Source organism: Dactylosporangium sp. NPDC051484 (assembly GCF_040689395.1).
GTDB lineage: Bacteria > Actinomycetota > Actinomycetes > Mycobacteriales > Micromonosporaceae > Dactylosporangium.
Genome location: NZ_JBFAZX010000020.1, coordinates 49,010 through 69,906, shown reverse-complemented (window position 1 = coordinate 69,906; position 20,897 = coordinate 49,010). Strand labels below are relative to the sequence as shown.

The 20,897-nt window shown below is 69.4% G+C and carries 16 protein-coding genes, 1 tRNA gene and 1 pseudogene; 10 read left to right on the top strand and 8 right to left on the bottom strand.

Annotated features, from left to right (window positions below; translation table 11 throughout):
- Positions 1-19 precede the first annotated feature (19 nt).
- The 4 genes from AB0367_RS27080 to AB0367_RS27065 all read right to left on the bottom strand — a co-directional run bounded on the left by AB0367_RS27080 (position 20) and on the right by AB0367_RS27065 (position 4,952).
- A complete protein-coding gene (locus AB0367_RS27080; RefSeq protein WP_366229239.1) occupies positions 20-1,636 on the bottom strand; it encodes an alpha-amylase family glycosyl hydrolase in 1,617 nt (538 codons plus the stop codon).
- The gene (locus AB0367_RS27075) at positions 1,633-2,562 is read right to left on the bottom strand and encodes a carbohydrate ABC transporter permease (protein WP_366229238.1); all 930 of its coding nucleotides are present in this window, start codon (positions 2,560-2,562) and stop codon (positions 1,633-1,635) included. The genes AB0367_RS27080 and AB0367_RS27075 overlap by 4 nt, the downstream gene beginning before the upstream one ends.
- Positions 2,559-3,545 carry a sugar ABC transporter permease gene (locus AB0367_RS27070; protein ID WP_366229237.1) on the bottom strand — a complete coding sequence of 329 codons (987 nt, stop codon included), beginning with the start codon at positions 3,543-3,545 and terminating at the stop codon, positions 2,559-2,561. Before AB0367_RS27070 ends, AB0367_RS27075 begins: the two co-directional genes overlap by 4 nt.
- Positions 3,546-3,611: 66 nt before the next feature.
- Positions 3,612-4,952, bottom strand: coding sequence for an ABC transporter substrate-binding protein (locus AB0367_RS27065; protein WP_366229236.1), 1,341 nt, complete (start codon positions 4,950-4,952; stop codon positions 3,612-3,614).
- Between the two features lie 201 nt (positions 4,953-5,153).
- On the opposite strand from AB0367_RS27065, the gene AB0367_RS27060 reads away from it, so the two are divergent.
- The 3 genes from AB0367_RS27060 to AB0367_RS27050 all read left to right on the top strand — a co-directional run bounded on the left by AB0367_RS27060 (position 5,154) and on the right by AB0367_RS27050 (position 6,536).
- On the top strand, positions 5,154-6,182 hold the full coding sequence (locus AB0367_RS27060; RefSeq protein WP_366229235.1) for a LacI family DNA-binding transcriptional regulator: 1,029 nt from the start codon (positions 5,154-5,156) through the stop codon (positions 6,180-6,182).
- Positions 6,183-6,245: 63 nt separating this feature from the next.
- Positions 6,246-6,383: a hypothetical protein gene (locus AB0367_RS27055; protein ID WP_366229234.1), complete on the top strand. Its 138-nt coding sequence runs from the start codon at positions 6,246-6,248 to the stop codon at positions 6,381-6,383.
- An 80-nt stretch (positions 6,384-6,463) separates the two neighbouring features.
- Positions 6,464-6,536, top strand: a tRNA-Lys gene (locus AB0367_RS27050).
- Positions 6,537-6,693: 157 nt separating this feature from the next.
- Here the strand turns inward: AB0367_RS27050 and AB0367_RS27045 are convergent.
- Genes AB0367_RS27045 through AB0367_RS27030 form a run of 4 tightly spaced genes read right to left on the bottom strand, consistent with a single transcriptional unit; the run spans position 6,694 to position 10,125 of the window.
- Positions 6,694-7,881 (bottom strand): site-specific integrase, encoded by a 1,188-nt coding sequence (locus tag AB0367_RS27045; protein WP_366229233.1) that lies wholly within the window; start codon positions 7,879-7,881, stop codon positions 6,694-6,696.
- A gap of 3 nt (positions 7,882-7,884) precedes the next feature.
- The gene (locus tag AB0367_RS27040; RefSeq protein WP_366229232.1) at positions 7,885-8,094 is read right to left on the bottom strand and encodes a helix-turn-helix domain-containing protein; all 210 of its coding nucleotides are present in this window, start codon (positions 8,092-8,094) and stop codon (positions 7,885-7,887) included.
- Positions 8,091-9,428 (bottom strand): DNA methyltransferase, encoded by a 1,338-nt coding sequence (locus AB0367_RS27035; RefSeq protein WP_366229231.1) that lies wholly within the window; start codon positions 9,426-9,428, stop codon positions 8,091-8,093. The genes AB0367_RS27040 and AB0367_RS27035 overlap by 4 nt, the downstream gene beginning before the upstream one ends.
- A complete protein-coding gene (locus AB0367_RS27030; protein ID WP_366229230.1) occupies positions 9,421-10,125 on the bottom strand; it encodes a hypothetical protein in 705 nt (234 codons plus the stop codon). The genes AB0367_RS27035 and AB0367_RS27030 overlap by 8 nt, the downstream gene beginning before the upstream one ends.
- Positions 10,126-10,934: 809 nt before the next feature.
- On the opposite strand from AB0367_RS27030, the gene AB0367_RS27025 reads away from it, so the two are divergent.
- The 7 genes and pseudogenes from AB0367_RS27025 (at position 10,935) to AB0367_RS26995 (ending at position 20,871) form a co-directional block, all read left to right on the top strand.
- Positions 10,935-13,295, top strand: a complete 2,361-nt coding sequence (locus tag AB0367_RS27025; protein ID WP_366229229.1) for an AAA family ATPase — start codon at positions 10,935-10,937, stop codon at positions 13,293-13,295.
- Positions 13,296-13,431: 136 nt separating this feature from the next.
- A pseudogene (locus AB0367_RS27020) lies at positions 13,432-13,987 on the top strand (cation transporter); the annotation flags it as partial.
- A 492-nt stretch (positions 13,988-14,479) separates the two neighbouring features.
- Positions 14,480-15,310: a hypothetical protein gene (locus AB0367_RS27015; protein ID WP_366229228.1), complete on the top strand. Its 831-nt coding sequence runs from the start codon at positions 14,480-14,482 to the stop codon at positions 15,308-15,310.
- 355 nt (positions 15,311-15,665) lie between these two features.
- Positions 15,666-16,040 carry a pilin gene (locus AB0367_RS27010; RefSeq protein ID WP_366229301.1) on the top strand — a complete coding sequence of 125 codons (375 nt, stop codon included), beginning with the start codon at positions 15,666-15,668 and terminating at the stop codon, positions 16,038-16,040.
- Between the two features lie 2 nt (positions 16,041-16,042).
- A complete protein-coding gene (locus tag AB0367_RS27005) occupies positions 16,043-18,136 on the top strand; it encodes a hypothetical protein (protein ID WP_366229227.1) in 2,094 nt (697 codons plus the stop codon).
- A gap of 6 nt (positions 18,137-18,142) precedes the next feature.
- Positions 18,143-19,102 carry a PrgI family protein gene (locus AB0367_RS27000; protein WP_366229226.1) on the top strand — a complete coding sequence of 320 codons (960 nt, stop codon included), beginning with the start codon at positions 18,143-18,145 and terminating at the stop codon, positions 19,100-19,102.
- Entirely contained in the window at positions 19,099-20,871 is a 1,773-nt protein-coding gene (locus AB0367_RS26995) for a DUF87 domain-containing protein (RefSeq protein WP_366229225.1), read from the top strand. The genes AB0367_RS27000 and AB0367_RS26995 overlap by 4 nt, the downstream gene beginning before the upstream one ends.
- The last annotated feature ends 26 nt before the right edge of the window (positions 20,872-20,897 follow it).

The following is a 20,897-nucleotide window of genomic DNA, read 5'->3' as shown; positions in this document are numbered from 1 at the left end:
GCTGTCACGCCCCGGGACGTCATACGCGCAGCCAGGCGGTGGTGTCCGGGGGGAGAGTGCCGTCCGCGGCCAGGTCGGCGCTGGCCAGCAGGACCTCGCCCGGCGGCAGCGGGGCGGGGACCTTGCCGAAGTTGGTGATCACCCGGACCGAGCCGTTGCGGAAGTCGATCGCGTCGGGAGCCGTGCGCCATTCGACGGTACCCTGACCCAGCCCGTGCTTGCGGCGCAGGCGCAGGGCCTCGGTGTACATCGACAGCGTCGAGCCCGGCACGCCCCGCTCCCGGTCGGCGGCGAAGCGGGCCCAGTCCGGCGGCTGCGGCAGCCACGAATCTCCACTCGGGCCGAAGCCGTACGCCGGGGCGTCCGCCTCCCACGGAATCGGCACGCGGCAGCCGTCGCGGCCGCGGACCTCGTGCCCGGAGCGGAACCAGGTCGGGTCCTGGCGCACGTCGTCGGGCAGCGTGGTGTGCTCGGGCAGGCCGAGTTCCTCGCCCTGGTACAGATACGCCGAGCCGGGCAGCGACAGCATCAGCATCGTGGCCGCCCGGGCGCGGCGCAGGCCGAGGGCCTCGTCCGGCTGCGGGTCGTCCTCGCCGATGCCGCCCTGCACGGAGCGGCCGGGCGCGAAGCCGAGCCGGCTGGCGTGGCGGACCACGTCGTGGTTGGACAGCACCCAGGTGCAGACGGCGCCGACCGGCTCCACGCCGGCCAGGCTGGACTCGATCGCCTCGCGCTGGTCGGCGGCGGTCCACGGGGCCATCAGATAGTTGAAGTTGAACGCCTGGTTCATCTCGTCCGGGCGCACGTACCGGGCGAGCCGCTCGGCCGGGGCGACCCACGCCTCGCCGACCATCATCCGGTCGCCGGGGTAGCGCTCGAGGATGCGCCGCCACGAGCGGTACACCTCGTGCACGCCGTCCTGGTCCCACATCGGCGGGGTGCGGTGCTCGGCGCCGGGGCTGGTGATCGGCACCTGCGCCGCGGTCCACTCGGGCAGGCCGCTCTCCTTGATCAGGCCGTGCGCGACGTCCACGCGGAAGCCGTCGACGCCGCGGTCCAGCCAGAAGCGCAGCACGTCCTCGAACATGCTCCGCACCTCGGGAAGGTCCCAGTTGAGGTCGGGCTGGCTGGTGTCGAACAGGTGCAGATACCACTCGCCGTCGGCGACGCGCGTCCACGCCGGGCCGCCGAAGACGCTCTGCCAGCCGTTGGGCGGCAGCTCGCCGTCGACGCCGAGGCCCTTGCGGAAGTGGTACCGGTCGCGGGCCGCGCTGCCGGGGCCGGCGGCCAGGGCGTCGGCGAACCACGCGTGGTCGCCCGAGGTGTGGTTGGGCACCAGGTCGACGATGACCCGCAGGCCGCGCTCCTTGGCCGCGGCCACGAGGGCGTCGAAGTCGGCGAGGGTGCCGAAGCGGGGATCGACGTCACGGTAGTCCGCGACGTCGTACCCCGCGTCGTGCTGTGGAGACGGGTAGAACGGCGACATCCACAGGGCGTCGACGCCCAGCTCGACCAGGTGGTCGAGGCGCGACGTGATGCCGCGCAGGTCTCCCATTCCGTCGCCGTCCGCGTCGGCGAACGAGCGCGGATAGACCTGATAGATCACGGCATCGCGCCACCAGAGCAGCGGACTCACCCCTTGACTCCACCGGCCAGCAGGCCGCGTACGAAATAGCGTTGCAGGGAAAGGAACACGACCAGCGGGATGATCATCGACACGAACGCGCCGGAGGTCAGCCGCTGCCAGTCGTTGCCCCGCGTGCCGGCGAGCTCGGCGAGCCGCACGGTCAGCGGGCGGGTGCCCGGCCCCGAGGTGAAGACCAGGGCCACGAGCAGGTCGTTCCAGATCCAGAGGAACTGGAAGATGGTCAGCGAGGCGAGCGCCGGGGTGATGAGCGGCAGCACGATGCGCCGGAACACCGTCGCCGGGCCCGCTCCGTCGACCCGGGCCGCCTCGAAGAGGTCCTTGGGCAGCTCCGCCATGAAGTTGTGCAGGAGGAACACGCCCAGCGGGAGGCCGAAACAGGTGTGCGCGAACCAGACCGCGAAGAAGCCGCCGCCCCACTCGGTGTAGTTGTGCAGCAGCTTCAGCATCGGGATCAGCGCCATCTGCAGCGGCACGATCTGCAGGGCGAAGACGCCGATGAAGATCCAGTCACGGCCGCGGAAGTTCAGCCAGGACAGCGCGTACGCCGCCATCGCCGCCAGGGTGACCGAGAACAGCACGGCCGGCAGCGTGATGACGAGCGAGTTGACGAAGTAGCTGGCCAGGCGGCCGGACGTCCCCGAGGTGCCGAAGACGACCTCGTTGTAGTTGTCCAGGGTCATCGCCGGGTTCTTGAAGAACGTCCACCAGCCGGTGGTCTTGATGTCGCTCTCGGGGCGCAGCGACGACACGAACAGGCCGAAGGTCGGAATCGTCCAGACGAGCGCGATGACGATCGAGACGACGCTGGCGACGCGCGAGCCGAGCTTGCGCGCCACGCGGCCGGCCATCGTGTCGGGCTCGCCCCGGTTGAGCGGGCCGGCCTTGGGAGCGTCGGTGCTGAGGGTGCTACTCATCGGACCTCCGTTCGGTGCCGCAGCTGCCGGACCTGGTAGATGACGACCGGGACGACCAGGACGAACAGCAGCACCGCGAGTGCGGAACCCTTGCCGCTGTCGTAGGACCGGAACGCCTGGTTGTACATCTCCAGGGCGAGCACGTTGCTTTCGAACTGACCACCGGTGGAGGTGCGGACGATGTCGAAGACCTTCAGGGTGGCGATGGTGATGGTGACGACCACGACGACGACGGCGGGGCGGATGGTCGGCAGCGTCACCCGCCAGAACATCTGCCACGGGTTGGCGCCGTCGAGCCGGGCCGCCTCGACGATCTCGGACGGGATCGCCTTGATCGCGGCGGAGAGGATGACCATCGAGAAGCCGGCCTGGATCCAGATCAGCATGATGATCATGAAGAACGTGTTGCTCGGGGCGCTGCTCAGGAACTGCTGAGGCGTGCCGCCGAGCCAGATCAGGACCTGGTTGAGCAGGCCGATCTGGTCCTGGCCCTCCTCACGGAAGGCGTAGATGAACTTCCAGATGATCGACGCGCCGACGAGCGAGATCGCCATCGGCATGAAGATCAGGGACTTGGCGATGCCCTCACCGCGGGCCTTGTCGACCAGCACCGCGTAGACGAGGCCGAACGCCGTCGACACCAGCGGCACGCACACGACCCAGAGGAGCGTGTTTCGCAGCATCAGCAGCGTGTCGTCGTTGGTGAAGATCCAGCTGTAGTTGTCGACCCCGACGAACTGGTCGCCCTCGGCGTTGAAGAAGGACAGGTAGACGGTGCGAAGGAGCGGGTACACCAGGCCGAGGCAGAGCAGGATCAGCGCCGGGCCGAGGAAGCCGGCCATCTGCAGCCGTTCCTTGCCCCTCCCCCACCGGGGCAGGATGTCGAGCACGAACAGCAACGCGCCGACGACCACGGCGAAGCCGGCCATGAACATGAGTGCCGGCCAGATCTTGGCGACGTCTTCGGAGAAGTCGTATTCCATGGGGTGTCCTCCGGCCAGCCGGGTCCGGCGCCGCGGTGAGTGGCGCCGGACCCGGACCTCAGTTCACTACTTGGGCCAGCTGTTCTCGATGTAGTCCAGCGTCGTCTTCGTGTCCTTGGTGCCGTTGATCCAGTCGGTCATGCCGGTCCAGAAGGACTTCGAGCCGACCTGGGCGGGCATCAGGTCCGAGCCGTCGAACCGGGCCACGGTGGCCGGGTCCTGCAGGATCGTCACCGACAGCTTGTCGATCGTGCCGGTCACGACGCTGACATCCAGCTTCTTGTTGGCCGAGATCCAGTCGCCGAGCTTGGCCTTGCTGTTGGCCCACTCGCCGGAGGCGAGGTAGGTCTGCACCTTGACGACCTCGTCGCGGTCCGAGAAGGCGGAGACGAACTCGCCACCCACCAGCACCGGCTTGCCCTTGGACGGGTCCACCGGCGGGAAGTAGAACGCGTAGACGTCACCTTCCGGGCCGACGTTCGTGCCCTTCGGCCACTGGTTGGAGTAGAAGTTGGCCTGGCGGTGCATGCCGCACTTCTTGTCCTTGACCGGCAGGCCACCCTCCTGGAAGGAGGTGGTCACGATGGTCTTGGGGTTGCCGACGTACTTCGGGTTCTTGAGGATCGACGCGGCGCGCTCGGCGGCCGAGAAGATCTTCGGGTCGTTGAACGGGATCGTGTGGTTGACCCACTGGTCGTAGACGTCCGGGCCCTGGTCGCGCAGGACGATGTCCTCGATCCAGTCGGTGGCCGGCCAGCCGGTCGCGTCACCGGACTCGATGCCCGCGCACCACGCCTGGATGCCGCTCGCGGCGATCTTGTCGGAGAGGGCGATCATCTCGTCCCACGTGGTCGGGACGGTCCAGCCCTTCTCCTTGAACAGGCCCGGCGAATACCACACCAGCGACTTGACATTGGCACCCAGCGGCACGCCGTAGACCTTGCCGTCCACGGTCGCGTACTTCGCCCAGTCCTTCGACCAGTTGCTGTCGAGGTTGGCCTTGACCGGCGCCGGCAGCTCCTTGAGCTGCTTGCTCTTCACGAACGAGGCGAGCAGGCCCGGCTGCGGGAAGATCGCGATGTCCGGCGGCTGGCCACCGTCGGCGCGGACCTTGACCTGGGTCTCGAACTCGGCGGAGCCCTCATAATCGATCTTGATATTGGTACAGTCCGCGAACTGCTTCCACGACTGCTCGAGCTTTTCGGCCTCGGCGTCGCGGATCGTGGCGTAAATCTTGACCCGCTTGGCTTTTTCGACCTTGTACTGCGCGAACGGCGCGCACTCGGGCTTGTCGGCGTTGCTGGAGCCGGTGCCTTTGTCACCACTGCCGCAGGCGGATGCGGCGAGGGCCAATACGGCCACACCGGCGAGCGTGAACGCCCGACGTCGCCTTGAGAGGACGGCCATGGCTAGCCTCCTTCTGGCTATACCCGGTCCGGGCGAACAGCCTCCGCCCGCGTACCCGGTGTGCTGGGGTGTGCCTGTGTTCCTCGGATGTAAGCGCTTGCAAGGTCGGTTTGTCGAGCCCTTCAGACACATTCATCGATAACGAGTTAGCAACACAGCGGACATATTGCCGTTGCTGCCCGAGTTGCCTAGCCTTCGCGTGTGGCTGACGCTCCACCGCCCGTCAGCATGGAGGACGTTGCCCGGCTCGCGGGAGTTTCGACCGCGACCGTGTCGCGTACCCTCCGCGGGCTGCCCAACGTCTCCGACGAGACGCGCGACCGCGTGCTGCAGGCCGCGGCGTCACTTTCGTATGTCGTCTCGCCGATCGCGTCGCGCCTGGCCAGCGGGCGCACGCACACGGTGGGCGTCATCGTGCCGTACGCGTCCCGCTGGTTCTTCGGCCAGATCGTGGCCGGCGCCGAGTCCGTGCTGCGGGAGCACTCCCTCGACCTGCTGCTGTACAACCTCGGCGACATCCCGGCCCGGCAGCGCTTCTTCGGCGCCCTCCCCCTGCGCCGGCGCGTCGACGCCGTGCTCACCGTGGCCATGCAGTTCACCGACGCAGAGATCGCCGACCTGCTGTCGCTCGGCGTCCCGATCGTCGCCGTGGGCCACGACGTCCCCGGCGCCGGGTGCGTCCGGATCGACGACTCCGCCGCCGCGTCCACGGCGGTGCAGCACCTGCTCGCGCTCGGCCACCGGCGCATCGGGATGATCTCGACGTACAACGACCAGAGCATGTTCCTGCCGGTCGCACACGCGCGGCGGCGCGCGTACGCCGAAACGCTCGCCGGCGCCGGAATCCCCATGGCCGAGGAGCTCATCGTGTCGGTACCGCACGGCCTGGACGGCGGCGAGCAGGCCATGCGTCGCCTGCTCACCCTCGCCGACCCGCCGACGGCCGTGTTCGCCGAATCGGACGAACTCGCCTTCGGAGCCCTGAGCGCGCTGCGCCGCACCGGACGTCACGTATCGGTCATCGGCTTCGACGACCACGAACTGAGCGCACTGCTCGACCTGACCACGGTCCGCCAGCGGGTCTTCGAACAGGGCGTGCTCGCCGCGGGCATGCTGCGCCGCGCGATGACCGCCGGCGACTGGACCCCCGAGGAGCTGCTCATGCCCACCACCCTGGTGCTGCGCGCCTCCACCTGGCCGGTCGCGATTAGGACCGCCGAGGCCGGGTAGCTCGCGGATCGCCAGTTTGGAATCACGATCCGGTACCCACGGGGGTGTGCCATGACAGCCGAGATGCCGAATTCGCCCGCGACCTGGGACCAGGCCGACGAGGAGATGGACGAGCTCGCCGGCCCGGACTCCGATCTGCTCGAGGAGGACCCGGACCAGGCTTCCCAGACTGACTTCTTCTGGGAGGACGACGAGGAGTAATACGGGCCACGTTCTGGACGGGGGTATCTCGTTTGGTGAGGTCCCGGGTGGCCGTGCTAGGGTTACCTCCGTTCAGCCGGGCGCCGCTAGCTCAACTGGCAGAGCAGCAGACTCTTAATCTGCGGGTTGTAGGTTCAAGTCCTACGCGGCGTACAAACAATCAATGCCCTGAGCAGGGCTTATCCTGCTCAGGGCATTGATGTTCTTCGACAGGAATTTTAACCCGCCCCCGAAAACCCCTCGTTAATGGATTCCGGGGGTCAGATTCGCCGGACAACCCGGTGACGCCCGTAGGGCGCCCGCTACGGAATCATGTGGCCCGGTTGGTGTCGCCCTGAGTGCCGAGCCGTTCGAGGATCTCCGAGACGTCCGGGGCGAGTGCGGGTTTGGCGACGTAGTGCCGGCTCGTCACCTGTTCGCTGCCGTGTCCGAGTTGCGCCGCCGCGCTCTTGGTGTCGGCTTCCTTGTCGATGAGGGTGGCGACGGTCTTGCGGAAGGTGTGGGGAATGACCCACGCCAGGCCGGCCTCGTCGCGTGCACGGCGCCACTGCCGCCGAACGTTGTTCGGCGCCAGCCAGGTGCCGCGACGGGTGGCGAAGATCGCGTCGATCGGGTTATCCGCGGCAGCGACCTTACGGGTCAGCAACATACCCACTGCAAAGTTGGGCAGGACGAGCGTCCGGTAACCGGCGTCGCTCTTGGTCCACTCCTGACGCACGACGCCCTGCCCTTTGAGGTAGATCAAGGTGCCGGAGATCGTCAAGGTGGGCCGTTCGGCGCCGAGGTCCAGGTCGCCCCAACGCAGCGCGAGCACCTCGCCGATACGCGCGCCGGTCGCGAGCATGAGGTCGACGATGTCGGCCAGGTCACTGGTGTGGCGTGGTCCGGACTTGCCGGGAATGGGCTCCTGCCATTGCTGGATGGCCGCGCGGACCGCGTGCAGGTCCTCGTCGGTCAGCGCGGTTACCTTCCGTTTGGACGTGCGCAGCCGTCCGGTGTCACGGATCGGGTTGGTCGAGATGGCGCCGCGTCGTACGGCGAGCGCGAACATCTGGCCAAGGACGACCTTGGCGGTCTTCGCCGCCGCCGGATGATCTTTCGCGATGTCGCGGAGGAACCTGTCGAGGCGACCAACCGTCGCCTCGCGGAGCCGCAGACCACCGAGAGCCGGCCGAATCTTGGAACGCAGACTCGACTCGTACGTGTTCAGCGTCTGGGGTACCACCTGCTCCTCGGCTGCCATCTGATCGAGCCATAGGTCGGCAAGGGTATCGATGCGAGTGTCCCGCGTGATCTCGTCGTCGTTAGGGGTGGTTCGATCGCGGAGTTTGACGGTCAGTGCGCGAACGGCTGCCGGTCCGGTGCTGCCGGTGGCCGCGACGTCTCGCGTTCTGCCGTCGTAGTCGCGGAAACGGGCTCTCGCACAGAACCGGTTCGGACCGAGCTTCTCTGTGCGGATCTTCCCCCATGTGCCGACGGGCAGTTCAGGTCTGGCCACGGCTCACCGCCCCTGGTCAGTTTGGTCGTCGAGCCACCGTTCCACCTCGCTGCGGCGGTACCGCAGGGTGTTACCGACGTGGATCGCGCGCGGCCCCTTGCCCCTGCTGTGCCACGCGTAGAGCGTGTTCTTGGGCTTACGCAACCAGGCGGCGATGTCATCGATCGTGAGTAGGGGGTCGGGTCGCCAGTCGGCGCCGTCCGGCGCGGTCATGGCTGGCCCGCTGCGGTCGAACCGGCGCCCTGAACCGACGGGTTGTCCGTGGGACCCGGGCCGATGACCCAGTGGGCGCGTGGCGCCCCTGGGACGGGTTGGGGATCGCGTGGGCATGAATCAGGCGTCCTATCGTGTGTCCGGCTGTGTGACTGCCGGGGACGGGGGACGCGGCCCGGTGCTGATGCGTTGACGGGCCGGTCCGGTTGCGGACATCGATCCATGCGGACAGCCGTGGAGGGGTCAAGGCTGCGCTCAACAGCAACGGAGGGCGTCTGACCACCTCGGCCCGACTGGCGGTGCGCACCGGTAGAGTCGTCCGTCAGAGACCGTGCCGGGCCGGCGGTACGTCTGCGAGGTTCATCGCTCCGGCCGAGTCCCGGGGCGGGACGGGTGTGTGAGCTCGTCTGCAAGATCAGCAGATCTTCGTGCTGGATCAGCCACTGTGGATCACCAGCGGTGAGAGCCTCGCGAACGTTTTGTCGCTGGAAGAATGACGCCCGCGGCACGAGTACGCCGTCGCGGACTCCGGCGATGAGCGCGATGAGTTCTTCGACCAGGGTCAGCCCGGCCGCAAGTCCGGCGGCGGCAACCATGCCCGGGATGTCGACGAGTTCGCCGTGTTGCCGGTACGGGCGGGCGGTGACGGCGACGTAGCCGCCGGGTTGAAGGACGGCGGCGCAGCCGGTGAGGATCTGGATGAACCCTTCGATGAGTTCGGTGTGCCCGGCGTAGGCGAGGTTCCCGGTATCGGCGCCGTACCTGTTGTTGATTTTCTGGACCTTGCCTCGGTCGCGGCCTGGTGTGATGGCGCGTCCGTGGGTGGAGGCTCCGTACGGCGGTGAGGTGATGACGAGGCTGATCCGGCCGTGCATCTCGGGTGGGAGTAGCGCGGGCAGCCGGCGAGCGTCGCCGGTGTAGATCTCTCCTGTGCCGGTGGCGCCTTGGCCGGTGGCGAGGCGGATGTTTCCCGCGGCGAGGGTGGCCCATCGGGGTTCGTACTCGATGCCGATGCCGTGGCGGCCGAGGTGCATGGCCTCGACGATGGTGGTGCCGATGCCGGCCATCGGGTCGGCGACCAGGTCGCCTTCGTCGGTGTAGGTGGCGATGAGGTAGCGGGGAATGGTCGGCATCATCTTGGCCGGGTGCGGTGTCGAGGCCGGGGTGTAACGGCCGCTTCGCTGACCGCGAAACGCCTGCTGCCCGGTCAGCAGGACCGAGCCCTGCACTCCGTCGGCGATGAGGTCGAACAGCCGGGCGACGTCCGGGCTGCCGCTGTCTGCCGGGTCGTTGCCGATGGCGAAGGCGTCGGTGGACGAGATGGGTTCACGCATCTGCGGCCTCCTGGTCGGTAGTGGTCGAGCCGAAGGCGAGGACGTCGATGTGGATGGGGACGTGCCGGCCGTCGAGCAGCGCGGGCCGGGTGCTGGCGGCGGTCGCCGCGTCGGTACGCGGCTCGGCGTCCGGCAGCGGAACCGCCAGCACCGGGATGTGCTGGTGGTAGCGCAGCCCGGCAGCGCGGGCGGCCGTGACGACGGCGCTGCGCTGGGAGATCCGGCCCGGCTCCGGGGTACGGGCGGGCAGGACGGCGAGCAGGAAGCCGCCGGGGTGCAGCAGTCGGCGCCATTGGCTCATGGCGTCGGTCATTGCCCGGAGGCTGATGCGGTCGGCGCCGGGCCGGGGCAGCCCGGCCAGCAGCAGCGACACGCCGCTGTCCGTGAGGCGCCGGATGTGGGCGGGCCGGGCACGGATACCGGTGAGCCGGACCCGGCTCGTGGCGCCGTCGGGGACGAGCACGGCCGGGTAGCGGTGCAGGTACCGGGCGGCGCGGGCGACGGCCGGGTGTGCGTCGAGGTCGAGCACGACGTCACCGGCCCGGGTGTAGTGCCGGATCAGCCAGGCGAGGCGGTGCGGGTCGAGCCCGTGCCAGGCATCCGCGTCGGCCAGGGGCGCGCGCCGCCGGTGTGCCGGGACGAGGAACAGCCCGACGCGCGGGCGTTCCGGGCTGGGATCGGGAGTGTGCTGGGGCATCTGGGGCATGGATGGTGGGCCACGTCCGCCGACGAGCGCTGACATAAAGGGAATACAAATCCGGGCCTCGATTTGGAGCCCGTCCGGCTGGCTCACCGGCGACAGAGCCTCGTGCGTCGCTGCGTTCCACCCCATGAACAAGATTGATTCGAGGTTGAACACGCAGGTCAGGCGTTGAACACCACAGCGGATCCCGCGAGTGGCACGTTGGCGAAGATGACTTTCGGAGGGCGCAGCCTCACGGCGTTCTGCGGCTGGCTTCGTGCGCGTGAACGGGGGCCCAGATGTGCACGACTTCCGGGCCCTGGTTGAGCGGCTTCCTTGATCAATGTCGCTGACATTGGGGCCCACTTCCGTGATGGCCGGGCGTCGCTGGGCGGGGTTTAGAAACGGCGACTGACCTGATAGCTGGAGACGAGCGCCCGCACGGACAAGCCGGCGCGCGAGTCCCGTCCGAACGCCGCGAACGGGGTCGACCTTCGACACTGGCAGCCTCGGCGGACTCTCGCCAGACCAGCCGATGCCCCGCTGTCGAAAGTGGGCCCAGAACCGAAGAACATCGAAACCACCTGGTCAAGGTGGGACCGACCTGGCGAACAAAGCGTGGGCCACCGCGCGCCAGACGGGTGTCCCGTTGCCGTTCCAGATCAACTTGCCATCGAACCGGCCGCGTGTCGGCCCTCGCTTCCACCGTGCGGGCATAATCAGGTCGGCGGACGTAGACCATCGCCAGCGACCACCGTCCACGGGGTCGAGTTCAGGTCGGCCGTATGTGGCGCAACGTTGGGGGAACCGAGGCATCTATGCGTATGACGAAGCTCTACGTCCGCTTCTACAAGTCGTTCAACTACAACTACGAACGCAAAGCCGCCCCCAACGCCACGCGCCGGAAGTGGGAGGACTTCGACGGGCGGTGGTTTCCGTACGTCACCGTCGACCTCGATTCGTCGATCACCGCGATCGTGGGCGCCAACGAGTCCGGCAAGAGCCACCTGTTGGACGCGATCGAAATTCTCGCCAGCGGTGACGGTATCGAGCGGGGGGCGTTCTGTCGATACTCCGAATTCTACTCGGTGGCCAAAGACCAAATGCACTCGCCCGAGTTTGGCGCCGAGTTCGAGATCATCTCCGAAACGGCTGGCAAAGCGCTCACCGATGTGCTCAGTGGCCCTCTTCGCATCGGTGACCGCTTCCGACTGTTCCGGCCGGGATCGGGTCAACCGTTCGTCCTGTACGGCGACGCTGACACGCCGGCCCCGGTTACGCCAGCGGCCCTCGCGGCGATCTGCGACGCCCTCCCGCAGGTATACCGGCTCGACACCGGAGTCGCCCTGCCCGACAGCATCCCGATCAGTTATCTCGCCGGCCGCACACCGACCTGGTCGCAGCAACGCGAGCAGCGCACGAGCTTCTTGGACCTGATCTTCAGCGGGGGAATCACCACAACCGAGCAGATCACCCAACGCGCCCCGGAAATCCTGTCGATTATCAAAGGCGGGGCTGCCGACGCCAATAGCGCGATCGGCAAGCAGCGTGAACTCGGCCGCAAACTCCTAATCGACGTGTGCGGCATCGACCGGCGGGCGTTCGACGACCTCGCTGAAGCGATGAAGAAAGGCCACGAAGGGCAGGTCAACGGCCTGATCCAGCGAATGAACAACGAGATCGCCCGAAACCTGAACCTGCCCCGCTGGTGGACGCAGGACCGCGAGTTCAAGCTCCTGCTGTCACCCCGCGAACACGAACTGTGCTTCACCATCCGTGATCGCACCAACACCGACTACTCGTTCCAGGAACGCAGCCGCGGCCTCCAATACTTTCTGAGCTACTACGTGCAACTTCTGGCCCATCAACGCCCAGCTGATCGGCACGAGATCCTGCTCATGGACGAACCCGACGCCTACCTGTCTAGCACCGGGCAGCAGGACCTGCTGCGCATCCTTGAGCAGTACGCCCAGCCTGAGGACGGTTCACGCCGGGACCAGGTCGTCTACGTCACCCACTCACCATTCCTAATCAATCGCAACGCCGCCCATCGCATCCGGGTCATTGAGAAAGGCCGGGAAGACGAAGGAACCAGGGTGGTGCGCGACGCCACCAAGAACCACTACGAACCGCTACGCACGTCGCTGGGCAGCTTCGTGGCTGAGACCGCGTTCATCGGCGGCTCCAACTTGTTCGTCGAGGGCCTGGCCGACCAGGTGCTGCTAGCTGGAATGTCCTCGTTACTGCGCGGTGACGGCGGGTCCTTCCTACGCACGCTCGACCTCAACGAGGTCACCATCGTGCCGGCCGGATCCGCGAGCAGCATCCCGTACCTCGTCTACCTCGCTCGCGGCCGTGACCAGGTCCGCCCACCATGCGTCGTGCTCCTCGACGGCGACACTGCCGGAAAGGACGCCGAGAAGGCCCTCCGCCGGGGCGGTGCCCGGCAGAAGCCGGTCATCGACGAGAAGCTCGTCATCCGCATCGACACCTGGGCAGCCAACGAAGCCTTGACCATCCCCGCGAACGTCAGCGTCGAGGAGGCTGAGGACCTTGTACCACCGGCCGTTGCAGTTGAGGCTGCCCGCGCCTACGCCCGCCGGTTCCTGGACCAGTCCGCCAACGATGCCGACAAGCTGCAAGAATCCGACCTGATCACGGCCCTCGGCTCCCATGGATCACTGTGGGACGCCCTAGCCGAAACGTTTGCCGCCTGCTTCGACGGGCACATCGACAAGGTCGGCTTCGCCAAAGAGGTGATCACCTGGGCCCACATCGCCCAAGCCGCCGCACCGCGACCACCCGCCCTCGAGCACCTCCGGACGAACTTCGCCGCCCTCATCGCACATATCGCGCTCAGGTTGCGGGCCGCCGCTGAGCAGGAGGCGGCCTCCCGACGCGACAATAGACTTCACCGGCTCGTCAACGGATTCCTCCAGGACCACCCCACCGGCCTTCGCCGCGAACAAGCGCTGCAACTCCTCGATGACATCACCTTCGCCCTCGACGACTCCGGCGCCAGCGACCAGCCCCGCCTCGTGGTCACCCAGCTACGCCGCAACCACAAACTCGACTCTGACCCGATGGAACAGGTGCCCGACTTCGACAAGTTCACCGACGGCGTGAGGTCGATCCCGTACCAGCAGCGCCTTCACGACCAGCAGGAGGGCGCGACCGCTTCGTGACCATACGAGAGGCGGTCGGCCACCGCGCGCGGCAGTCGGTTGCCGAGCCCGGCTGAGAGGCAGTCAACGGATTGCAAGCCTATTGACCTGTGGCGATGTCACGGATCTTCGCCTGCGGCAGGCCGATGGTTTGGCACCGCAGCGCCGGGAGAAGACCGCCGGCGGATCATCGCGATCTCCTTCCTCGCGTTCGCCGCCTACGTCACCATCGAGTCTCTGCGTAGCCTGCTCGGCGGCGCCCACACCGAGCACTCCACCATCGGGCTCGTCCTTGCCGCGGTATCGCTGGGCGTGATGCCGAGCCCGTCCTACGCCCAAACGCCACGCCGGCCGCGAGCTCGGCTCACGGGCCGGGGTCGCCGACTCCCGGCAGACCCTGTTGTGCACCTACCTGTCCACCGTGCTACTCATCGGCCTGGGTCTCAACAAGCCTGTTCGGCCGGAGCGAGGCCCACCTGATCGCCGCACTGATCATGGCCGCCGCCACTATCAGAGAAGGCCGCGACGCCTGGCACGATGACACCTGCTGCGCCCCGCTGACCGGTGCCGTCACCTCCAGGGGGACAACGGCTGCGCCGACGACTGCACCCATAGGACTCGCACCGCTGACCGAGCCCAGCGGTGGGCCCGGAACACACGCACACAAGAACCGGCCGACGTGCGGTGGGACCCGGACCCGCGATCACCGATAAACGGGTCACTAATCACCGACGAAACCATGCGGCCCTCCGGCGGGCGATCGAAGTCGCCATGAACAAGATCGATACTGCGGATTGAACAAGATCAACTCGGCCAACGGAGCGACTTGAACAAGCTCAAGTGCCGGTGCGCGTATCGCCGATGACCGTGAACACCGCTGGTCCGCGCCACTCGGCGCGGACCTTTTTGTGCCCGCGCCGCCGGACGCGTTCGTGCGGTCGCCGAGGCGGTTGTCCATGCCGTGGGCGGCGGGTTGAACGGGCTGCCCCGACGTTGCACAGGTCGCACATAGCGGGGGCATGCCGCCCGGACACTCGCATTGAAGGCTGTCGTCGCCGCCTCGGTTGAACACGCCGCGTTCAACCTGCAACAAGATCATCTGTGTTCAAGATGTGTTCAACCGCCCTGGTGGCGTGGGTGCTGCACCGCCGACCGGACCCCGGTCGCGGTTCGGCATTCACCTCACCATCAGGGAGTTTCTTTCCATGTCTGCGAACACTCGTGCCGTCGCTGGCCAGCTCGCCGAACACCCGGGCGCCCGGCCCGGCGCCGCGCTGCTGGACGCGATCGAGTACCGGTTCCGGCTGCGGGCGGAAGGCCCGCAGCCGCAGACGATCGACGGCCGCCAGCTCGGCCACGGCCTGCCGCGCCGCCGGATCGTGCTGCCGGAGTTGTCGGCGATCCTCATGCACCCCTCCTGCGGTGCTGCGGCCCAGGACGCCGTCTGGAGGTTCCTCGTCAGCCAGGCCCGCACCGGCGCGGAGCGGTGGGTTGTCGGCGCGGTCGGGGTTGCGTTGCCGGGTCTGCGGCACCGGGCGTACCTGCTGTCGAAGCTGTCTTCCGGGGATCTGCACGCGGCCCTGGTCGAGGCGTTCCTGAAGGCGTTGCACAAGGTCGACATCGACCAGCCGGGGATCGTGAACGCCCTGCTCAATGCCGCGTTCTCCGGCGCCCGCGCGGCGTTGCGCGAGCAGGAACCGGCCGCGTCCGGGGAGGCGAACTTCGCGCCCGGCTCGGCCCTGCCGCCCGCCCCGTACGGCCACCCAGACCTGCTCCTCGCCCGCGCGGTGCGCCTTGGCGTGCTCACCGCCGCGGAGGCCGACCTGATCGGCGGCACCTACCTTGAGGACGTCAGCGTCACGGACTACGCCGCGCGGACCGGCCTGCCTCGCTGGGGTGTCTACAAGCGGCGCACCGCCGCCGTCGAGCGGCTCGTCGCGGCGATCCGGGCCGGCGACCTCAGCGATCCGACCGCGGACGTCATCGCCGAGGCCACGTTGCGCACCGCGCCGGAGGCGACGCCCGGCGACCGCTGAAGCACCTCCGCTGAGCTGGGCTTTTCCAAAACGACGCTCGGATTTGTATTCCCTTAGTGCGGGACTTCCCGCGTAGGTGACCTCCGACCCGGCCCCGCTGACGGCGCTGACACTCCGTACGCCCGGCCCCATCTGACCTCTGTGAGGAGGACGGCCCTCGCGCCGGTCGGATTTCCAGGTCACCACGTGTGGATCGTTCGCTCCCGCCTCTGCCACCCACGCGCCGCCGACGAGCCCCGCCATGCCTGGGGCCGGTCGCGGCCTGCGCCCGGAGGTGCCCAATCCCATGACCACCACGCCCAACGGAGTGCGCCCGCTGGGGCGCAAGCCCTCCCGGCGCCCGCGCCGGCCACGGATGCACCCCTCGGCCTGGGTGCTCTACCAGGCCACCCGCCTGGTCACGGTCCTCATCGTCCTGGCCGGTGTGCTGGCCTTCGCGACGGTGCTCGGCGACACCGCCGTCGCCGCCGCCGAGGCGGGGTCGCCGGTGCTGCTGGCCGCGGACTCGATCCAGGCGGTCGTCAACAACATCCGGCTGTGGCTCGTCGGCATCCTCGTAGCCGTCGCCACGCTGTTCCTCACCATCGGCGGCCTGCGGTACCTGGCCGCGAACGGCGACCCGGGCGAGACGGAAAAGGGCAAGCTCGCCATGAAGTCCGCCGCCATCGGCTACGCCCTGGCGCTGCTGGCTCCGCTGTTCGTGACCATCGTCGGGCAGTGGGTGGCCTAGCCATGGCACCCATCCCGACGCACGCCGGGCGGGGCACGTTCCGCCTCGCCCGGCCGGCCCTCGCGCTGCTGCTCGTCGCCGGTCTGGCCGCAGGAATCGCGCTGGCGTCGACCGGCCCGGCGATGGCCGACCCGTCACCGATGCCCGGCCCCGGCCAGACCATCTCCCCACCGCCCGGCATCCCGGACACGGGGAGCTGCCCGAGCCCGAGCGGAACCCTGGTCCTGCCCGGTCAGAACCCGAACCCGACGGCCAACCCAAATCCGACGCCATCGCCGATCGGGCCGCCGCCGACCGGCAACCCGAACCCCAACCCCACGCCGACACCGAACCCGAACCCGACGCCCGGCGGCGGCCTGAGCACCCCGCCCGCGACCACGACCGACGACGATCCGGCCTGGTACGACATCCCGGGCCAGATCCGCAGGGCGATCAACGACTTCTTCGACTGGATGGTGCGCACCGGCATGGCGCCGGTCATGCAGACCCTCGGCGAGACGGTGCTGTCCACCCCGGACCTGACGAACAACGCGCAGGTCAAGGCGATCTGGACGACATGCCTGGTGATCGCAAACGCGGTGTTCGTGCTGTTCGTGGTCCTCGGCGGGTTCGTCGTGACATCCCACGAGACCCTCCAGACCCGCCACGGCTTGAAGCAGATCCTGCCCCGCCTGGCGATCGGCGGTGTCGGCGCGAACATGTCCCTCGTCCTGATCGCCCAGGTCATGAAGGCGGTCAACGCGCTGACCGCCGCGATCGCCGGTCAAGGCGTCGACGGCCCGGCCGCGGCTACCGCGATCCAGCAGGCCATGCAGAACGTCCAGAGCGGCAGCAACATCATGGTGTCGCTGCTGGTCCTCGCCGCCCTCGTCATGGCGATCATCGTCGTGCTGACCTTCATCCTGCGCGTGGCCGCCATGATCCTGCTGATCGGCGTGTCACCGCTCGCGCTGGTCTGCCACGCCACCCCGCAGACGGAGGGCCTGGCTTATACGTGGTGGCGGGCGTTCGGCGCCTGCCTCGGCATGCAGGTCGCGCAGGCGGTGGTCATGTTGGCCACGGTGCGGGTGTTCCTGACCCCGAACGGTACCGATATCGTGCCCTGGCTCGGGGTCCCCGCCAGCGGGAGTAGCTGGCTCGGCATCCTGGTGTGTCTCACGATGCTGTGGGTCCAGATCAAGCTGCCCGGCTGGACGAAGCAGTTCGTCCTCGGCCCGCTCGGCCAGTCGAAAGGCCGCGGCCTGCTTGGGCAGATCGTCTCCACCATTCTGACGGTCAAGACCCTCGGCGCGGCGGCTGGCATCCTCGGCGGCGCCAAGGCGGCGGGGACGGCCGCCCGGCGAGGGGCCATGGCGGCGCCCCGTCCCCGCCCCAGCGGCCCCGGGCGGACGCCCCGTCCCGCCCCGGCCCGCCGGGGACCGTCCCGGCCGTCCCCGGCCCCCGCCGGACCGGCCGCGTTCAGCCACGCCCCGGTGACCCACACGCCCCTGGCACAGCCCGCCGGGACGACGGTCGCCCCGGCGTTCAGCAACGCCACCCCGCCTGCCACACCAGGCCCCGCCCCAGCCAGCGCCACCCCGCCCGCCGTCTTCTCGGCGGCACCCGGCACGCCACCGGCGACGGCCTCGGCACCGTCCGCGGCGCCGCCGCCGAGCGTGGCGCCGTTCAGCCACGCGCCGAGCACATCGGCGTCGAGCGCATCGGTGTCGAACATGGCGGCGTCCGGGTCGGCACCGGCCTCCACCAGGGCGTCGGCGGTGGCGTTCTCGGCGGCGCCGAAGTCGCAGATCGCGCCGAAGCGGCCCCCGGCGCCGGTCACGCCGGCGTTCTCGGCTGCACCGGCGCCACCGCCTCGGCCGCGTCCGACAGCGGCGAAGCGAGCCCCGCGGGCGTCCCAACCGACCGGCACGAGCCGGGCGCCGGCCCGTCCGTCCCCGCCGGTGCCCCCGGCCGTCCCGTCCCCGGCCGTCCCGTCCCCGACCGCCCGGCCGTCCCCGCCGGTGCCGTCCCCGTCCCCCCGTCCCGTCCCCGACCCGGCCGCGCCTGAGGCCCCGGAGCCCGCCCGCCCGGCCCGTCGCCGTCCCCGACAGGAGTGAATACCGATGTCCCGTCGTACCCCTGACGAGCCGATGCGGGCGCGAGTGCCCGCCGACGTGGAACGGGCTGACCGGATCGTGTTCGGTCTGACTCTGCGCCAGGTCGTCATCCTGGCCGTCACCGCGCTGATCCTCTACGCGGTGTGGACCGCCCTCGCCACGGTCGTCAACCCGCTGTACTTCATTGCTGGGTCGATCCCCGTCGGTGGGGCGGCGTTCTTCCTCGCGGTCGGCCGCCGTGATGGGGTCAGCCTCGACGGCTGGCTCCTCGCGGCGATCCGGCACCGCCGCGCCCCGCACCGGCTCGTCCCGGCCGACGAGCGGATCCGCGCCGCCCCGCCCTGGGTGGCCACCACCGCTGGACCCGGCGACAAGCTGCAGCTCCCGGCACCGCTGCGGCTGCCCGCGAAGGGCATCACCACGGAAGGGCTGATCGACCTCGGCCCGGACGGCACCACCGCCCTGGTCGCCGCGTCCACGGTGGCGTTCGGGCTGCGCTCGCCCGGCGAGCAGAACGGGCTCGTGGCCGGGTTCGCCCGCTGGTTGAACAGCCTTGCCGGGCCGACGCAGATCCTCGTGCGGGCGCAGCGCGTCGACTTGACCCACGTGGCCGACCGGATCGAGCACCGCGCTCCCGGGCTGCCGCATCCGGCCCTGGAGGACGCGGCCCGTTCGCACGTCGCGTTCCTCGATGACCTCGCCAGTCAACGTGAGCTGCTGCGCCGGGAGGTGACCGTCGCCGTGCGGGGTCGGCGAGGCCCGGCCCACACGGCCCACCAGGCGCGGGAGGCGGTGCGGGCCCTGGCGGGGTGTGAGGTCGCCGCGACCGTCCTGGACGGCTACGACACCCAGGCGGCGCTCGCCGCCTGCCTCGACCCGGCCGCCGCCAGCCCCGGCCCGGCGGCCGAGCCCTCAGAGCTGGCGGCCGAGCCGCCGGCGGACCTGGAAGACGGTGACCTCGCATGAACCTGTTGACCCTGTCTCGTCGCCGCCGTTCGGCGAGCACGGCGGCCGGGAGCCCCGGCATGCTGCCGGGCAGTCCGGACGCCGTGGAGGTCGGCGGACGGTCGGTCCGCGTCGGTGACGACTACTCCGCGACCCTGGCCATGGTCGGTTACCCGGCCGAGGTCGGCGCCGGGTGGCTTGAGCCGATCCTGTCCTACCCGGGCCGGGTCGACGTCGCCCTGCACATCGAGCCCGTGGCGCCGGTCGTGGCGTCCGAGCGGCTGCGCAAGCAGCGTGGCCGACTCGAATCGTCGCGGCGGTCCGACGCCGGCAAGGGCCGCCTCGACGACCCGGAGCTGGACGCCGCCGCGGCGGACGCCGCCGACCTCGCCGCCCGGGTCGCCCGGGGCGAGGCCCGGCTGTTCCGGCTCGGCCTGTACCTGACCGTCCACGGCTTCAGCGCGGAAGATCTCGCCGACCGGGTGGCTGAGGTCCGCGGCCTGGCGTCGTCGCTGCTGCTCGACGTCGCCCCGGTGACGTGGCGGCAGCTGCAGGGCTGGATCACCAGCCTGCCCCTCGCGTTCGACGCGCTCAGCATGCGCCGGGTCTTCGACACCGACGCTCTCGCCGCGAGTTTTCCGTTCACCAGCCCGGATCTGCCGATGACGGTCGGGGACACCGGCATGGGTGTGCTCTACGGCCTGAACCTGGCCTCGGCCGGGGTGGTGGTCTGGGACCGGTGGGCGCAGTCGAACTTCAACGCGGTCATCCTCGCCCGCTCCGGGGAGGGCAAGTCCTACCTGGCCAAGCTCGATCTGCTGCGCAACCTCTACCTGGGGGTCGAGGCGTTCGTCATCGACCCCGAGGACGAGTACATCCGGCTCGCCGAAGCGGTCGGCGGGACGATCATCCGGCCCGGCGCCCCCGGCGTGCGGATCAACCCCCTCGACCTGTCCGCCGCGGACGGCGAGGACGCACTGTTCCGGCGGACGCTGTTCATGCAGACGTTCGTCGCGGTCCTCACCGCGGGCGACAACACAACCGCCGCCCTCGACCCCGTTGAAGTGCCGGTTCTCGACGCGGCGGTCCTGGCGGCGTACCGGGCGAAGGGCATCACCACCGACCCGCGTACCTGGCGGCGTCCCGCGCCGCTGCTCGCCGACGTCGCCCAGGCGCTGACCGAGATCGGCGAGGCCGGGCGGACCCTCGCCGTCCGGTTGCATCCGTACGTGGCCGGGTCGTTCGCCGGGCTGTTCGACGGCCCGACGACCACCGCGCCGGAGGGGCACCTGGTGGTGTACGCGATCAAGGATCTGCCCGACGAGCTGAAGCCGGTCGGCACGCTGCTCACCCTCGATGCGATCTGGCGGAAGGTCGCCAACGCGGCCTCGCCGGACGTGCGGCGGATGGTCCTAGTCGATGAGGCGTGGCTGATGCTGCGCGCCGGGCTCGGCGCGAAATTCCTGTTCCGCCTGGCCAAGTCCGCGCGGAAATACGGGGCCGGGTTGACCGTCGTCACCCAGGACGCCGCCGACGTGCTCGGCACCGAGATCGGCCGCGCTGTGGTCTCCAATGCGGCCACGCAGGTGCTGCTCCGGCAGGCGGCGCAGGCGATCGACGCCGTCACCGAGGCGTTCGACCTGACCGACGGGGAGCGGGCGTTCCTGCTGTCCGCGGCACGTGGAGATGCGCTCCTGGCCTGCGGGAACAGCAGGGTTGCCTTTCACAGCCTCGCGTCCGACGTCGAACACAACCTCATCGTCACCGGCCCGGCAGCCGGCCGCCGCTGACGAGCCTCAGCCGACCCCGCTGGAGT

Coding starts and splice junctions, on each gene's coding strand:
- AB0367_RS27075 (WP_366229238.1), bottom strand. CDS start 2,562: ATGAGTAGCACCCTCAGCACCGACGCTCCCAAGGCCGGCCCGCTCAAC.
- AB0367_RS27070 (WP_366229237.1), bottom strand. CDS start 3,545: ATGGAATACGACTTCTCCGAAGACGTCGCCAAGATCTGGCCGGCACTC.
- AB0367_RS27065 (WP_366229236.1), bottom strand. CDS start 4,952: ATGGCCGTCCTCTCAAGGCGACGTCGGGCGTTCACGCTCGCCGGTGTG.
- AB0367_RS27055 (WP_366229234.1), top strand. CDS start 6,246: ATGCCGAATTCGCCCGCGACCTGGGACCAGGCCGACGAGGAGATGGAC.
- AB0367_RS27040 (WP_366229232.1), bottom strand. CDS start 8,094: ATGACCGCGCCGGACGGCGCCGACTGGCGACCCGACCCCCTACTCACG.
- AB0367_RS27035 (WP_366229231.1), bottom strand. CDS start 9,428: ATGCGTGAACCCATCTCGTCCACCGACGCCTTCGCCATCGGCAACGAC.
- AB0367_RS27030 (WP_366229230.1), bottom strand. CDS start 10,125: ATGCCCCAGCACACTCCCGATCCCAGCCCGGAACGCCCGCGCGTCGGG.
- AB0367_RS27025 (WP_366229229.1), top strand. CDS start 10,935: ATGACGAAGCTCTACGTCCGCTTCTACAAGTCGTTCAACTACAACTAC.
- AB0367_RS27015 (WP_366229228.1), top strand. CDS start 14,480: ATGTCTGCGAACACTCGTGCCGTCGCTGGCCAGCTCGCCGAACACCCG.
- AB0367_RS27010 (WP_366229301.1), top strand. CDS start 15,666: ATGCACCCCTCGGCCTGGGTGCTCTACCAGGCCACCCGCCTGGTCACG.
- AB0367_RS27005 (WP_366229227.1), top strand. CDS start 16,043: ATGGCACCCATCCCGACGCACGCCGGGCGGGGCACGTTCCGCCTCGCC.
- AB0367_RS27000 (WP_366229226.1), top strand. CDS start 18,143: ATGTCCCGTCGTACCCCTGACGAGCCGATGCGGGCGCGAGTGCCCGCC.
- AB0367_RS26995 (WP_366229225.1), top strand. CDS start 19,099: ATGAACCTGTTGACCCTGTCTCGTCGCCGCCGTTCGGCGAGCACGGCG.